This is a genomic window from Chitinophaga tropicalis (assembly GCF_009758205.1).
Classification (GTDB): domain Bacteria; phylum Bacteroidota; class Bacteroidia; order Chitinophagales; family Chitinophagaceae; genus Chitinophaga; species Chitinophaga tropicalis.
The window spans coordinates 144,704-158,750 of the sequence record NZ_WRXN01000006.1 but is presented as its reverse complement, the minus strand read 5'-3'; the positions used below and the strand labels follow the sequence as shown (position 1 = coordinate 158,750).

General features: G+C 43.9%; 16 protein-coding genes. 8 read left to right on the top strand and 8 right to left on the bottom strand.

The features are described 5' to 3' along the window. The first annotated feature begins 29 nt into the window (after positions 1–29). A complete protein-coding gene (locus GO493_RS15310; protein ID WP_157307079.1) occupies positions 30–707 on the top strand; it encodes a DUF1345 domain-containing protein in 678 nt (225 codons plus the stop codon). A 5-nt stretch (positions 708–712) separates the two neighbouring features. Here GO493_RS15310 and GO493_RS15305 read toward each other — a convergent pair whose 3' ends face one another. The 4 genes from GO493_RS15305 to GO493_RS15290 all read right to left on the bottom strand — a co-directional run bounded on the left by GO493_RS15305 (position 713) and on the right by GO493_RS15290 (position 3,543). Then, complete coding sequence (locus GO493_RS15305) at positions 713–1,678, bottom strand: HTTM domain-containing protein (RefSeq protein ID WP_157307078.1); 966 nt, start codon at positions 1,676–1,678, stop codon at positions 713–715. Positions 1,679–1,718: 40 nt separating this feature from the next. Continuing rightward, positions 1,719–2,216, bottom strand: a complete 498-nt coding sequence (locus GO493_RS15300; protein WP_157307077.1) for a hypothetical protein — start codon at positions 2,214–2,216, stop codon at positions 1,719–1,721. A gap of 54 nt (positions 2,217–2,270) precedes the next feature. After that, on the bottom strand, positions 2,271–3,104 hold the full coding sequence (locus GO493_RS15295) for a hypothetical protein (protein ID WP_157307076.1): 834 nt from the start codon (positions 3,102–3,104) through the stop codon (positions 2,271–2,273). Between the two features lie 178 nt (positions 3,105–3,282). After that, a complete protein-coding gene (locus GO493_RS15290; RefSeq protein WP_157307075.1) occupies positions 3,283–3,543 on the bottom strand; it encodes a hypothetical protein in 261 nt (86 codons plus the stop codon). 177 nt (positions 3,544–3,720) lie between these two features. Between GO493_RS15290 and GO493_RS15285 the strand changes: the two genes are divergently transcribed. From GO493_RS15285 to GO493_RS15265, 5 genes are all read left to right on the top strand, one after another. Next, a complete protein-coding gene (locus tag GO493_RS15285) occupies positions 3,721–4,410 on the top strand; it encodes an NUDIX hydrolase (RefSeq protein ID WP_157307074.1) in 690 nt (229 codons plus the stop codon). Position 4,411: 1 nt separating this feature from the next. After that, positions 4,412–4,822, top strand: coding sequence for an ADP-ribosylation/crystallin J1 (locus tag GO493_RS15280; RefSeq protein WP_157307073.1), 411 nt, complete (start codon positions 4,412–4,414; stop codon positions 4,820–4,822). 1 nt (position 4,823) lies between these two features. Further along, positions 4,824–5,369, top strand: coding sequence for an NADAR family protein (locus GO493_RS15275; protein ID WP_157307072.1), 546 nt, complete (start codon positions 4,824–4,826; stop codon positions 5,367–5,369). Between the two features lie 3 nt (positions 5,370–5,372). Next, positions 5,373–5,915 carry an RNA 2'-phosphotransferase gene (locus GO493_RS15270; protein WP_157307071.1) on the top strand — a complete coding sequence of 181 codons (543 nt, stop codon included), beginning with the start codon at positions 5,373–5,375 and terminating at the stop codon, positions 5,913–5,915. Positions 5,916–5,982: 67 nt separating this feature from the next. After that, the gene (locus tag GO493_RS15265; RefSeq protein WP_157307070.1) at positions 5,983–6,714 is read left to right on the top strand and encodes a metallophosphoesterase; all 732 of its coding nucleotides are present in this window, start codon (positions 5,983–5,985) and stop codon (positions 6,712–6,714) included. 144 nt (positions 6,715–6,858) lie between these two features. Here the strand turns inward: GO493_RS15265 and GO493_RS15260 are convergent, their stop codons facing one another. Then, positions 6,859–7,470 carry a hypothetical protein gene (locus tag GO493_RS15260; RefSeq protein ID WP_157307069.1) on the bottom strand — a complete coding sequence of 204 codons (612 nt, stop codon included), beginning with the start codon at positions 7,468–7,470 and terminating at the stop codon, positions 6,859–6,861. 167 nt (positions 7,471–7,637) lie between these two features. Between GO493_RS15260 and GO493_RS15255 the strand changes: the two genes are divergently transcribed. After that, a complete protein-coding gene (locus tag GO493_RS15255) occupies positions 7,638–9,872 on the top strand; it encodes an InlB B-repeat-containing protein (RefSeq protein ID WP_157307068.1) in 2,235 nt (744 codons plus the stop codon). A gap of 303 nt (positions 9,873–10,175) precedes the next feature. On the opposite strand, the gene GO493_RS15250 is transcribed toward GO493_RS15255, so the two are convergent. The 3 genes from GO493_RS15250 to GO493_RS15240 form a co-directional block, all read right to left on the bottom strand. Next, a complete protein-coding gene (locus tag GO493_RS15250; RefSeq protein WP_157307067.1) occupies positions 10,176–10,715 on the bottom strand; it encodes a GNAT family N-acetyltransferase in 540 nt (179 codons plus the stop codon). After that, on the bottom strand, positions 10,716–10,874 hold the full coding sequence (locus GO493_RS15245; RefSeq protein ID WP_157307066.1) for a hypothetical protein: 159 nt from the start codon (positions 10,872–10,874) through the stop codon (positions 10,716–10,718). It lies immediately after the preceding gene. A gap of 451 nt (positions 10,875–11,325) precedes the next feature. Then, positions 11,326–12,294 (bottom strand): tetratricopeptide repeat protein, encoded by a 969-nt coding sequence (locus GO493_RS15240; RefSeq protein ID WP_157307065.1) that lies wholly within the window; start codon positions 12,292–12,294, stop codon positions 11,326–11,328. A gap of 149 nt (positions 12,295–12,443) precedes the next feature. Between GO493_RS15240 and GO493_RS15235 the strand changes: the two genes are divergently transcribed. Next, the gene (locus GO493_RS15235) at positions 12,444–14,030 is read left to right on the top strand and encodes a flavin monoamine oxidase family protein (RefSeq protein WP_157307064.1); all 1,587 of its coding nucleotides are present in this window, start codon (positions 12,444–12,446) and stop codon (positions 14,028–14,030) included. Positions 14,031–14,047: the final 17 nt, after the last annotated feature.

The following is a 14,047-nucleotide window of genomic DNA, read 5'->3' as shown; positions in this document are numbered from 1 at the left end:
TGCACAGCCTAAAATCAATAACTTTAAGTATGAAAGGCAATATTTTCCTCAAACTCCACCCCATTCACCGGGTCCTGATCAGCCTGGGTATAACAGGCCTTGTTTTTCTCCTGATCCAGGGAACCTCCCTGACACCTCTCCTCCGGATAATGGTACTCTGGGATGTTTTTGCCCTCGTTTATAACACTACCTGCTGGATAGTTTTCTTTACCCGGACTGTAGAAGAGATCAGGCGCTATGCCCGCAGGGAAGATGGCAGCAGGACTTTTGTGTTCATTCTCATCCTCCTGGCTTGTTTTATCAGTATGGTGATGGTATTATTGCTGACCGTCTCAGATGAAGTAACGGATGTAAAGCCTGTTCTCTATGTTCCCGTAGCTGTAGCGGGTATTATGCTGGCATGGGGGATGGTACATACCATGTACACCATGCATTATGCACATATTTATTACGATGATGATGAGGATAATGAACAGCATCATGCCGGCGGCTTAAGCTTCCCGGAAGAAGATAAACCGGATTATCTTGATTTCGCTTATTTTTCTTTTGTAATAGGCATGACCTTCCAGGTGTCTGATGTAGAGATCAGTGCCCGTAAGCTCAGGCGGGTAGCATTGATGCATGGGATGATATCTTTTGTGCTGAATACGTTTGTAGTGGCGTTGACTATTAATATGATAGCTGGGTTGAGGGATATGCCTAAATAATACCATCATTCAAAATTCCAGAACGCCTGTGTTGCCAGCCGGCCGGCACGGTGCAGTTTCTTCTTTTCGTATAAGGGTTGAACGCGCGTTCGGTAAATATGCTGTACATAAGGCCAGCCAAAAGCAGCAGTATTGAAAATGATCATAACGGATGAGAAGAGCTGCAGTCCCATAAATACCGCTATACCGAGATGCAGCATCACAATAGCCAGGTAACCGTAAGGACGCGTCCTCTTCCACCAGATAAAGAGAGGATAGCATGTTTCCAGCACCAGCGTACTCCATCCCAACATTTTCGCTAACAGGGGAAATCCCGCCATCCAGCGCATATCAAAACGGGAGAACTGCCCCTGCATCATTGTTTGCCAGATAGCTTCGCCGTTCCACCATTGTGTACCCATAGCTTTTTCCACACCTGAAGCCACATACACCAGGCAAAGATGCAACTGCAGCACACGGATGGATAAAGTGTACCATTCACTATCCCTTACCGTTGTTCTCCACCGGGCATCCCAGGAGAATACATGTCCGACAGGCATAAGAATACAATAGAAGAGGGCAATGTGCATGAACGTTTCCACACCATAAGCAGCCATGAACCCTGTATTAATGAACATCATATGCAACGCCCAGGCCGTAAATGCAGCTACGCGGGTGAATTTTCCCAGCAGCAGCATGATCAGGCTCAGCAGGTAAATGCCCATAATGATATAGACCCAGGTATCTGCAGAAAGTCCTGTAAACTCAGAGACAGGCTTTAACCAGGATAGCTGCGGCAGGTAAGGATCTACAATACCATCGCTGATAGCCCAGGGTACCAGCCCATTTTCACCGTACAACAGGGCAATGCTTCCGGCCAGCCATCCTGCCTGTACAAGGCCCAGCAGGGCAATAGCTATTCTGAAAAAGGCCAGGGGAGCGCCGGAAGACGGCGACAGGAAAAAACGGTGCAGCACGGAAAAACGGTTCATACACGTAGATTTTTAAGTTTAACTTCTTTGGGGTAATATCTCAGCGGGACGCTATCTTCTTTTTATAATCTTTCACTAAAAAAGGCTCCCATTTAGGCTCAGCTCCAGCCCGGAAGGCCTGCATATCAGGCACCTGCCGGCCAATAACCGTTATTCTTATCATTTCACTTTCCGGGTAACGGTGCAGCATATAGGCAGCACAGCTACTTGCTAACAGGGGTTGCGCTTCACTGATGCTGAAAAAATTATAGATGGTCCGGATACGGCGGTTACACTCTGTGTTAGCGCCTTCCAGCCGGGTTACCTGCTGCTTTTTCTTATTGGCTATTGTATACACTACAGCTATTTCATTACCGATGTTAGGCGCAAAAAAGCTGAAGATGTTACCGGTACCGGTATAGTCCCCATAGGCGGAGAGCCGTTTCATGAGCCATGAAGTATGACCAGGCCATTCTTCCATATGCGCTGCATGTAAGGCAGCTACCAGCAGGTGAAAAGCAGCGAAGCTGATCCAGCAGATATGTTTCCATGTAAACATAAGACAGGTTGATGGAGGGGCTGGCTTCATATATCCGCCAGCCCCCGGGGTATTTTAAAGTCCGACGATTGCTCCGCCGGCAACTTCTTCCATGTTCAGTTTTTCAAACTGTGGGCTGACCCGTACAAATCTTTCACGAAGGATCTTCAGGATTTCAGGGTCAAAACAACCGATCAGGTTGGGGTATTTCCTTCTCAGGATATCCTCCCATTTCAGGCCGTTGTAAATAGTGAGACGGCCGGTGGCTCCTGCTACCTGGGTGATATCGCCGGTACCGTAGAAACCGCGGGTAAAATATGGCAGAGAAGTACCTGCGGGGATTGTTAGCCGGAATTTTGCCAGTGGCAATCCTGCTGTTACCTTATTGTCTATCACATCAGGTTGCAGGTTAGCTGCAGCTGTTAAGAAGGATTTAGTGGCCAGGACCTGTTGTTCTTTGCCTGCTTCGAAAATTGTCAGGTCAGCGAATGTTCTGGGGTCTGCTTTTTGTACCAGTTCTGCCGCCCTTTTGGCGATATCAAAAACAGGGATCATTGTAGGACAGGTCTTGATCCAGATCTTACGGAACGGAGCCCTGTCATATCCCAGTTTTCCCAGGTAAGGGAATGGGAACGGATACCCGGAGCCGCCAAACTGGGCTTCTTCTGATAATGCACCGTAGAGAGGTTTGGTGATGTAGTTGTTTGCCGGCAATCCATCAAAGGCCAGCAGGTAAGTTTCCGGGGCCAGGTCTTGCAGGATAGCGTCCAGTTCGTCGCCTCCTTCTCTTGCTCCGGCTACAGTAGATGTCTCGGTTGTCTGGGGTGCTGTTTGCTGCTCTTTCCTGCAGGAAAACAGTGCTAATGCAGCCATGCCGGCTACACCAGCCAATAGAAGATGTTTACGCATTTTTTGGGGTTTGAGGTTAATAATTAATTCAATGCCCCAAAATTCTATCAATTCACTTTTTCCGTCAAGTGCAAAAACACCTGTTTTACTGCGTATAAATACCTGTTAAATGCAACAGACGAGCTATGCTTTTAAACATAGCTCATCTGTTTATATAAGAATTAACCTGGGTACGATCTTATCTGAGGAAAAGGATCTTGCCGTACTTATATCTTGTATAAGTACCGGTAGTAGCATCATATGTATATGTACAGATACCGAACTGCGACCATTCGCACACAAAGTCATAATCTTCAATGCCGGCAGGCGCATACGTAGTACCAGTCCAGTAATAAAGTGTGGGAGTATCTTTTTTAGCCAGAGAACTTGCCAGAGCCGTTCCGGCGCCAAGAATAACGGCGAGTGCCATCAACGAGAATTTTACTTTTTTCAGTTTCATGGGTTTACATTTTGTGGGTGACGGGGTTAACAGGAACTTTAAATAGGGTACCGAAATTTTCATGGATGATAAAAGGCCGTCCTAATGATCACGAAGATATAATACTACACTGCTACAAAACGGCAGTTTATAATTTGATTTCATAATATTTACTATCTTTGCGTCAATTTAACACTAATGGAAAATATACAGCCTTTTCATAGTTATAAAAATCCGTCGCTGGCAGTGGATCTTGTGGTTTTCGGGTATAAGGAGCGCACGCTTTCTGTCCTGCTGCTGAACAGGAAAGAAGAGCCTTTTAAAGATTGCTGGACGCTTCCGGGGGCTTTCTTACAGATGGAAGAGCGCTTTCGTGACACCTGCTCCAGGGTATTGAGCACCAAGCTGGGAATGAATGATGTATACCTGGAACAGCTGTATTCTTTCGATGAGCCGGACCGCGATCCCCGTGGCAGGGCAATAGCGGTTGCTTATTATGCGCTGGTGAATCCCTCGCAGGTAGCGGTATCTGCCGGGCATATGGCGAATGATGTGCAGTGGTTTGATATCAAAAAGCTGCCTGAACTCGGGTTTGACCACGCCATTATTTTTGAACAGGCCCTCAAACGGCTACAGGCCAAGATCCTTTACTTCCCTGTAGGCTTTGAGTTATTAGATGACCTGTTCACTATGACAGAACTGCATGACCTGTATGAATGTATCCTTGACCTTCCGCTGGACCGCCGCAATTTCAGACGTAAGATATTAGATGCTGAATATATAATAGCTACAGGGAAGAAACGCGAAGGGTTGCAGAACCGTCATCCGGAGCTGTATAAGTTTAATAAGAAGTTAAAGGAAAATAGTTTTCAGTTGAACATTAGTTAGCATGAATAGCATACCGTTATATCGCCCTGTAGGAATAAAAGAGCTGGAACTGATCATGGATAGCGGATTTAAGAAATTTCCGCCCAGGCTCAGCTGGCAGCCCATCTTTTATCCTGTTTTAAACCAGCCATATGCTGAACAGATAGCTGCAGAGTGGAATACAACTGATGCTTTCTCCGGTTATTGCGGGATAGTTACTGCATTTGAAATAACAGCAGATCATTATGCACAATACACAGTTCAGAATGTAGGAGACAGCACACATAATGAACTATGGGTACCAGCAGAAGAACTTGAAAACTTTAACAGTCATATTATAGGTGATATACGGATTGTACAGGTATTCTTCGGAGAAAGTTTTACCCCTCCGGAAAATAGCCGCTTAGCGGCAGAATTATTAAAATTCAGATGACATGAAATACAACAACGAATGGTTAGTAACCCGGTTTAACGCCAAAGAAAAGATCTCCTATACCTTCTTCTGGGGACATACTGTTACCCCCGGTATTGTTACCAAAAGCTGCTTTAGCCAGTGGTGGACATCAGCTTTTACTGTAAATAACAAAACCTATCCTACTGCAGAACACTGGATGATGGCAGAGAAAGCAAGACTTTTTAATGATACGGCAATAGAAGAAAAGATACTACAGGCGCCTTCACCTGCAAGAGCAAAGCAACTTGGCAGGGAAGTGAAGAATTTTGATCCTGCTAAATGGGATAAAGAAAAATTCAACATCGTAGTAAAAGGTAACCTGCACAAATTCTCACAACATCCCGACCTCAAGGCATTCCTGCTTAACACCAGGGACAGTGTGCTGGTAGAAGCAAGTCCGCTGGATAGGATATGGGGCATAGGCATAGGCGCCAATAATGAACACGCTGAAAACCCTTTGAAATGGAGAGGTCAAAACCTTTTAGGATATGCACTGATGATAGTGAGAGATGAATTTAAAAAATAAACAATGACAGACAATCAAAAGAAACATATAAGTAAATTTCTAAGCCTTATTCTCCGTCACCAACCGGAAATCATTCAGCTGCAACTGGATGATAATGGTTGGGCGGATGTTGATGAACTTATCAGTAAATCAGCGAAACACGGTAATGCCTTCTCCTTTGAACAGCTGGAAGAAGTAGTATTCACCAACGATAAACAGCGCTTTGCATTCAATGAAGATGCTTCAAAGATCCGCGCTAACCAGGGTCATTCTATTCATGTAGAATTAGACCTTCCCGTACAGGAACCACCCGAATTCCTCTATCATGGCACTGTTGCAAGATACCTGGATGCAATCCGCAAAGAAGGACTGAAGAAAATGAACAGGCAACATTTGCATCTTAGTCGCGATAAACAAACGGCTGAGAAAGTTGGTAGTCGCCGGGGAATACCTGTTATTCTGAATATCTGTAGCGGTCAGATGCATCGGGATGGTCATGCTTTTTATTTATCAGCTAATGGCGTATGGCTGACAGATCATGTACCAGCTCAATACATCAATTTCTGATGACAACCAGGAATTTTATAATAATTGAGCAGCTGATTACTAACTTGCAGGCCAAAATTTACAGCTAATGTCGCGGACATTCGTAATTGGGGATATTCACGGGGCCTTAAAGGCTTTGGTACAGGTGATCGACAAAATAAAGCCTACTGCTGATGATACGTTGATCTTCCTGGGAGACTATGTAGATGGCTGGTCTGAAGCGGCACAGACTGTAGATTATCTCATGCAGCTGGAACAACAATACAGCTGTCTCTTTATAAAAGGTAATCATGACGCCTGGTGTGAATCCTGGTTGATGGGACAACCCGCCGATGCTACCTGGTTATTTCACGGCGGACAAAATACCGTTAACAGCTATGACACATACGACCAGGAACAAAGGAATGTTCATATTGCATTTTATAACCGGCTGAGGAATTATTATATAGATAGCGAGAACCGCCTCTTCATCCATGCAGGTTATACTTCGATGCATGGCCCCACCATGGAACGCGATCCGTCTAATTATTCCTGGGACAGAACATTGTGGGAAATGGTATTAGCTATGGATAAACGTATTAAAAAGGATTCCAAACTCTTTCCCAAAAGATTAATGCACTTTAATGAGATCTATATTGGTCACACTCCTACTATTAATTATGATGTAGATGTGCCGATGCATTGCGCTAATGTATGGAATGTAGATACGGGAGCCGCGTTCTATGGCAAGATAACTGCGATGAATATTGAGACAAAAAAGATTGTACAGAGCGATCCTGTACAGCAGTTTTATCCTAACGAAAAAGGGAGGAACAGGTAATTAGAATTTTTGTATGTTATTCTGTGCGGAAAAACTGCTCAGAAAAAACGCTTTTGCCTTCGGCAAAAGCGTTTTTTCTGAGTGGGAAGATATGGTCTACGGCCGGTTTCTTAAGGAAGAATATTCAGATGCAGTATTTACAAATCATTTCAACGGTAGTTCTTTCTTGATCAGCGTTGCATTTTCATCATTCACATCAGCTTCATAAAAATAAACAACACCATCCTCGAATACTATCCTATTCTGTAATTCCTCATCACTGATGAAATCACAGTAATATGGCAACAGCCAGGTATCTGCCAGCTCCCGCCACCTGGTACCATCATTATAATAAGTACTTACATTATAGGTACAGCCATGTAAAGGCTCTCCGAAGATAGTAATATCATCCCTGCCATCATTATTCAGATCTCCTTCGTTGATCAACCGCATTTTTCCGGTTTGTACAGGCATGGCAGGGATCTTCTTATTGGAGAACCGTACTATATACTGGTCCTGCGCATCGTCGCCATCACGATGTCCTTTAAATAGTACACCATACGCGATATCCGGGATACTATCCCCATTAAAATCACCTTCTACCCGCACTGTATCAGGTATCACCTCCGCTTTCTCCGGCGGATTAACCACTTCCATTACATCCGTATCTATTACAGAAGAAGTTACTTTCGAACTATCAGCCTGCTGTTCTCTACCTGAATTACTACACGACGTTAACAGTAAGATTACCAACGAGGTATAAAGGGATCGCTTCATTTCGTATGGGTTATGAGTCGTTAAAATTATCAATAATCCCGTAGATAGCCCCAATTATTATCCATTTTATCTCCGTCGTACCCGGGAACGTTTGCGTAAATAATTATTTTTATCTTGATCAACCCCGCTCTTAAATCAACTAAATTCAGATAAAAATTTCCCTCGTTATGAAAACACTACTACTCGCACTACTATGCCTGGTGCAGACGGGCGTAGCTTATTCTCAAACCATTTATGCCGCTCCGAACGGCTCCGCATCTAACCCGGGCACCAACATCAGCGCCCCCACTACTCTGGCAAATGCATTAGCTACTGTAACTGCAGGAGGTACTGTGTATCTGCGTGGCGGTACTTACAGCCTTTCTGCCTCCGTCATCATCACTGCCAGTAATAATGGTACTGCATCTGCCAACAAGAACGTTGTAGCTTACAGCAGCGAAGTTCCTGTACTGGATTTCTCTGCTATGGCTATTGCAGATGCTAATCGCGGTGTGATCCTGGATGGCGACTACTGGCATTTCACCGGTATCACTATCCGTGGTGCAGGCGATAATGGTATGTTACTGGCAGGTAACAACAATACCATTGAAAAATGTCTTTTCATTGGCAACCATGACAGCGGTTTGCAGTTAAGCCGCTATGTAACTTCTAACACCACAATCAGCTCCTGGCCTTCCAATAACCTTATCCTCAACTGTGAGGCATATGACAACCAGGACCCTGATAACGAAGATGCAGATGGTTTTGCTGCTAAACTGACCTGTGGCACAGGTAATGTATTCAGAGGTTGTATCTCCCATCATAATATTGATGATGGATGGGACCTCTATGCTAAATCAGATACAGGCCCCATAGGTCCTGTTACTATTGAAAACTGTGTTTCTTATAGCAATGGTACGCTGAGCAGTGGCTCTACTTCCGGTAACGGCGACAAGAACGGTTTTAAACTGGGAGGATCCGGTATTGCTGTTAATCATATTGTACGTCGCTCCGTAGCTTTCAATAATGGTCACCATGGGTTTACAGATAATAACAATCCTGGCAATATTGAAGTATCCAACAATACCAGCTACAACAACGCAAATTCCAATTTCAATTTCCGTTCAGGCAGCACTGCCACATTCAGGAATAACCTTTCCTTTAATGCAGGGTCCAGTGATCAGTCGAACGGGACAGATGTAAGCAATAGTAACGTATGGTGGAAGAATAATGTCAGCACTAATGGCGGCGGATTGGTAGTCAGCAGTGCAGATTTTGTTTCCACTACTCCCAGTGTTTCCAAAAATTCAGACGGCAGTCCTAACCTTGGTAACTTCCTGGCACTTGCTACCGGCAGTGATATGATCAATGCCGGTGTTACAGCCCCTAATATTACTTACACCGGTTCTGCCCCGGATATAGGCGCACGTGAATCCGGCAGTACTACCAATCCCAGCACTTATACATTGAGTCTTACGGCATCGCCAGGCGCCGGTGGTACAATTACAGCCAGTCCTTCAGCAAGTTCGTATAATGCCGGTGCTGTAGTAACACTTACAGCTTCTCCGGCCAGTGGTTATACCTTCTCAGGATGGAGTGGAGGAGCCAGCGGCACTTCAGCTACTACCACAGTTACTATGAATGCCAATCTTTCTGTTACCGCCAGCTTCTCAGCTGTTTCCGGAGGGGGAGGTAATACGTTGCGGATAGATGATGCTGCAATTACTACCAGCGGTTATTGCGGCGCTGATGGCAGCAGGCAGAATAGTTATACCGGTGCTGATGGTGGTTATTATATTAATCTCTCCAATTCATCTTCCAGGGGTGTGAACTATAGCATTACTGTACCATCTGCCGGAACTTATTCTTTTGTATGGAGGTATGCCAATGGTGGTTCCAACGTATCTACCGTTGCGCGCTTGCTGGTGAATGGTAACACTGCCCTGTCAAGTGTGTCTTTCCCGAAAACCAGCTCCTGGACAACATGGACTACTACAGCAGCAGTAACGGCTACGCTGGCTGCCGGTACTAATACTGTACGTATAGAGACCACTTCTTCTACTGAATTTGCGAATATAGATTGGATGGAAGTAACAGGTAACAGCCCTTCTGCTGCCACTTGTGCTTCTTCTGCAAGAGTAGCTTATCATCCTGATATAACAGCACAGCCGGAAGAAACACGCGTATATCCTAATCCGGTAGTGAGCAATGCTACGTTAAGTTTTTACAATAAACAGGAACAGCGGGTTGCAGTGAAGCTGTTTGATTCAAATGGGGCGTTGGTGAATATTGTGGTGAATAAAGTGTTCCCTGCAGGTTATCACCAGGTACCGGTGGATTGCAACAGGTTGGCGAATGCTGCCTATTTTATTAAAGTTGAAAGTGGTGAGAAACAGACAACGTTGAGATTGATTAAGCAATAGGAAGATCATTTTGTGTTGTCATCCCGAATACGATCTAATTTCGGAAAAGTAGTTTTCATTTATGGATGACACTCAATTCAGGGAATTTCTATTTGAAATTCGTTCTGTGAAAACAGCGGTCAGTTCTTTAGTATCAAAAGTTAACAGTTTTAAAAACAATGAACTAACCAGACATACCTCTTTAATAAAAGGGAAAGCCCTCCGGTAATATGGAGGGCTTTTTTATGTGCCATTAATATTTAGTTCTCTTCACTACAAATATGCCTACATCTTTACCATGAAAAGAGAGCTTTACCTTTCAGTTCACTCATCAACAAGCAGCGTCCTTAAATCAAAATACATCTGCTTTGTATGGATTCCCGGCTCTTTGGCGGGTAAATATAAAAACTCATTCTTTTCATAAAAACTCGTAGAAGCATTATAGGCATCAACCGTTATGAATTTACAGCCGGTACGATTATTAGTGATAAATAAGTTTTTAATATAATCCAGAATTATTTTACCAAGTCCCTTACCCTGATATTCCTTAGTTATGCCTAGTCTACCTATTTTCATCGCAGGATAACTCTTGAATTGCTTTTCCCGAGGCATAATATCTTTAAAAAATCTGGCAAACTTCCGTTTACTATCTACATCTTCAACAGAAATCTTATCATTTAATAAACTAAAAAAAGCGACAGTGTTACTATCGCTTTCAAGGATATAAGTAACTGCGAGGAGTTCTTTCCTGTAATTTTGTGAATCTTGATGAAAAAACTCATTGAGGTCTTCATCTCCACAATCAAATGGCTTCAGTTCCGTAATGGGAGAAAGTCGAACTAAGCTAAAATCTGTCAGGTCCATTTAAAACTTAGAGATAGATCTTAATTTCTCAGAATTTGCTTTGATTTTGTCAAGTGCTTCAGAAGTGATCTTTTTCTCTTTCGTTTTTTGCATGTCTGACAAAAATTTAACAGCTGCATCCCCTTTAAGAACTGGTGTTTCTTTAATTGGTCTGGCCATAATTCAATTTTTGTTATTTAGAGTCAGAATCAAATAATATTAATACCTCAACTCTATGACATGAACCGAATAATCGTTTACACGCCAAAGATAATACCTATAAAATATAATTCCGTCTTTTGGGTATCAGGAATATTTATGCTTGAATTAATTGGAAGCGTATAGGATTTGGTACTATTTTCTCAAACATTCGACAATCAAATCGAGAAATAAAATAGTGAATAAATAAATAACAAATTAACAATCAATCAAAAATGAAGTTATAATAATTTTTTCATAATGTGAACTCTTTTTAATATTGATACTATTTTACCAATGCAATATTAACGAGAAGAAACAACATTTTTGTTAATTACTAGTTAATAAAACAGCTTTCCCGGAACTAACCTCTTTATCGAACTAACTTCCAATGGCAAAACAGATCCTGTTATTTAACTATAAATTTCTTACATCACACCGTCCAATGTTCCTTCCTCAATATCTCTTCTAACCTGACCTTATCTTCATTCATCTGCGGCTCCAGGCCCAGTTGCTGCATCAGGCTGTAGGAATTGATCACACCTTCCTTGAACCATGGCATTTCCCGGCTTAAGATAATCAGTTTTGTAAACCCTCTCAGGTGTTCTCCTTTATGGATCAGGAAAGTAGCATGTGCCAGCCGGAACTGGGGATAATGATAAAATTCTCCTGCCAGCGCATCCCAGACAGATTCGTCTGCCTCAGAGGAGGACTTCAGCATAGCGACAGCGTAAACGGGAGAGTGAATGATATCCCGGTGAAAACCTACCAGGTCACCGATCTTCATAGTGGTAGGAGTAGCGGCCGGCAGTTTGAGACGCAGAACATCGTTATATAGTTCGTGTGCCCGTTGAGGTTTATGCGTGTAATGACAAATATCTCCCAGCAGCACTTTTGCCCTGTGATGATTAGGCGTTAAGGATAAAGCCTTCTCAGCTCTTTCCTCGGCTTCCCTGTAGCGGGACAGGATAAAATATGACCTGGCCACAGCCAGGTGGAAGTTAGCGTCAGTCAGATCTGACGGACCAGCATATTCTTCTGCAAAGCGTAAAGCGTTTTCCGGGTAACGGTCTATATTGAACCGCTCTACCTGCTGCCAGAGCTTCATGGAATCACCTATCCTCTTATCCAGGATCTGGTAAATAATACCCCGCCTGTCCCATATGGATTTCACTGTTTTCCATTCATCAAACTGTTCCGGGAAAGCCTGTGCAAACGGAATGATCTCATTGGTTTCTTCAGACCGGAACCTCATATTCATATCTTCTCCCGGCCTGCTGGTATACCGGGCCGTAGCGTCGAGGAATTCCTTATCAAATAACTCAATATCTGTCAATACTGTAGGGACTGATTGATTCTTATGCTTATTTCGACGGACAAAATACTTATCCCAAAAGCCCATAGACTAAACTAAATTGTGTCGCAAGATATATAAAATACATACATATATTTTATACTACCATTTGAATAAATTCCACAGAACAGTCGGTAAATAGTCATAAATTAGAATAGGAAGAGAAGTATTCACAGAATCATCTATATATCAACCAAATGTCAATTTCCCGAAGAGCATTCTTATCTCATACCGGTAAGATAGCCGCGGCCTATCCAGCTATGCTTGCATTAGGCATGTTGCCGGAAGCACCGGCTCATGCATTTAACCTTACAGGCAACGGTAATGGCAAACGTATTGTTATCCTGGGCGCCGGGCTGGCCGGACTGGCATCTGCTTATGAACTGACTAAACTGGGCTACCAGTGTACTATTCTTGAAGCACGTACCCGCGCAGGCGGCAGGTGCTGGAGCGTTCGTAAAGGCACTGTTCACCAGGAAACGGATATTCCTGCACAAACAGCCGCTTTTGACGAAGGACTGTACTTTAACGCAGGCCCCTCCCGCATTCCCCACCATCACCAACTTACCATGCATTACTGCCGGGAACTGCAGGTACCCATCCAGGTGTACAATAACGTGAACGAGGCTACTTATTTCTACAGTGAAGGCAAAGGTCCCCTGTCCAATAAGAAGATCAGGGCCCGCGAGATCCACAACGACCTCCGCGGATATACCAGCGAACTGCTGGCTAAAGCCATTGATCAGCAGAAAGTAGATACCGCCCTCACCAAAGAAGATACGCAGAAGATAGTTGAATACCTCCGTGCAGAAGGCGGACTGGATATTGACAAACTCTATAAAGCTTCAGACAGGCGGGGATATATAGAAGATCCGGGAGCAGGAAATAAACCCGGTAAGATTGCTGATCCCCATCGCCTGGCAGATATTATCTCTTCCGGACTGGCAGATCCTGATTTCTATAACGTGGCGGAATATACGTATGAACTGCAGATGACCATGTTCCAGGCCGTAGGCGGCATGGACAACATTGCCAAAGCTTTTGAGAAAAAGATAGGGCATATCATCCGCTTTGGCTGCGAGGTGACAGGGATACTTAACCAGGCGGAAGGGGTAAAAGTAAGCTACAAGGATAAAAAAGGGGCTCAGGAACTGCAGGCCGACCTCTGTATCTGTACCCTGCCACTGCCTGTACTCAGTAACATTGAAAATAACTTTTCTTCTGATGTAAGCCGGGCTATAGATTATGTTCCTTATATGATGACCGGCAAGATAGGCATGCAATTCAAAAGAAGATTCTGGGAGGAAGATGAAAATATCTACGGCGGCATCACACATACCAATAATGAGCTAACGCAGATCTTTTATCCGTCTTACGATTACCTCAGTAAAAAAGGTATACTTCTCGGATACTACAACTTCCATGAGAAAGCTAAAAACGTAGGTAACCTTACCCATGCGCAAAGAGAACAGCTGGCGCTGGAAAAAGGCAGTCTTATTCATCCGCAATACCCAAAAGAATTTGAGAACTCCTTTTCTGTAAGCTGGCATAAAACACCTTACAGCATGGGAGGCTGGGCCATATACAACGGTGTACACCGGCAAACCCTGTACAAAAGCCTTTTACAGGCTGATAAGCAGGTTTATTTTGCCGGCGAGCATACCACCTACCTGAATGCCTGGATGGCCGGCGCATTAGAATCTGCCCGCAGAACAGTGGCAGATATCCATGCCCGGGTAACGGAACAACGCATTACCTATCCCACTGCCACGGGCAGTAAGTGAGCATTATATATTACTGA

Coding starts and splice junctions, on each gene's coding strand:
- GO493_RS15310 (WP_157307079.1), top strand. CDS start 30: ATGAAAGGCAATATTTTCCTCAAACTCCACCCCATTCACCGGGTCCTG.
- GO493_RS15305 (WP_157307078.1), bottom strand. CDS start 1,678: ATGAACCGTTTTTCCGTGCTGCACCGTTTTTTCCTGTCGCCGTCTTCC.
- GO493_RS15300 (WP_157307077.1), bottom strand. CDS start 2,216: ATGTTTACATGGAAACATATCTGCTGGATCAGCTTCGCTGCTTTTCAC.
- GO493_RS15295 (WP_157307076.1), bottom strand. CDS start 3,104: ATGCGTAAACATCTTCTATTGGCTGGTGTAGCCGGCATGGCTGCATTA.
- GO493_RS15290 (WP_157307075.1), bottom strand. CDS start 3,543: ATGAAACTGAAAAAAGTAAAATTCTCGTTGATGGCACTCGCCGTTATT.
- GO493_RS15285 (WP_157307074.1), top strand. CDS start 3,721: ATGGAAAATATACAGCCTTTTCATAGTTATAAAAATCCGTCGCTGGCA.
- GO493_RS15280 (WP_157307073.1), top strand. CDS start 4,412: ATGAATAGCATACCGTTATATCGCCCTGTAGGAATAAAAGAGCTGGAA.
- GO493_RS15275 (WP_157307072.1), top strand. CDS start 4,824: ATGAAATACAACAACGAATGGTTAGTAACCCGGTTTAACGCCAAAGAA.
- GO493_RS15270 (WP_157307071.1), top strand. CDS start 5,373: ATGACAGACAATCAAAAGAAACATATAAGTAAATTTCTAAGCCTTATT.
- GO493_RS15265 (WP_157307070.1), top strand. CDS start 5,983: ATGTCGCGGACATTCGTAATTGGGGATATTCACGGGGCCTTAAAGGCT.
- GO493_RS15260 (WP_157307069.1), bottom strand. CDS start 7,470: ATGAAGCGATCCCTTTATACCTCGTTGGTAATCTTACTGTTAACGTCG.
- GO493_RS15255 (WP_157307068.1), top strand. CDS start 7,638: ATGAAAACACTACTACTCGCACTACTATGCCTGGTGCAGACGGGCGTA.
- GO493_RS15250 (WP_157307067.1), bottom strand. CDS start 10,715: ATGGACCTGACAGATTTTAGCTTAGTTCGACTTTCTCCCATTACGGAA.
- GO493_RS15245 (WP_157307066.1), bottom strand. CDS start 10,874: ATGGCCAGACCAATTAAAGAAACACCAGTTCTTAAAGGGGATGCAGCT.
- GO493_RS15240 (WP_157307065.1), bottom strand. CDS start 12,294: ATGGGCTTTTGGGATAAGTATTTTGTCCGTCGAAATAAGCATAAGAAT.
- GO493_RS15235 (WP_157307064.1), top strand. CDS start 12,444: ATGTCAATTTCCCGAAGAGCATTCTTATCTCATACCGGTAAGATAGCC.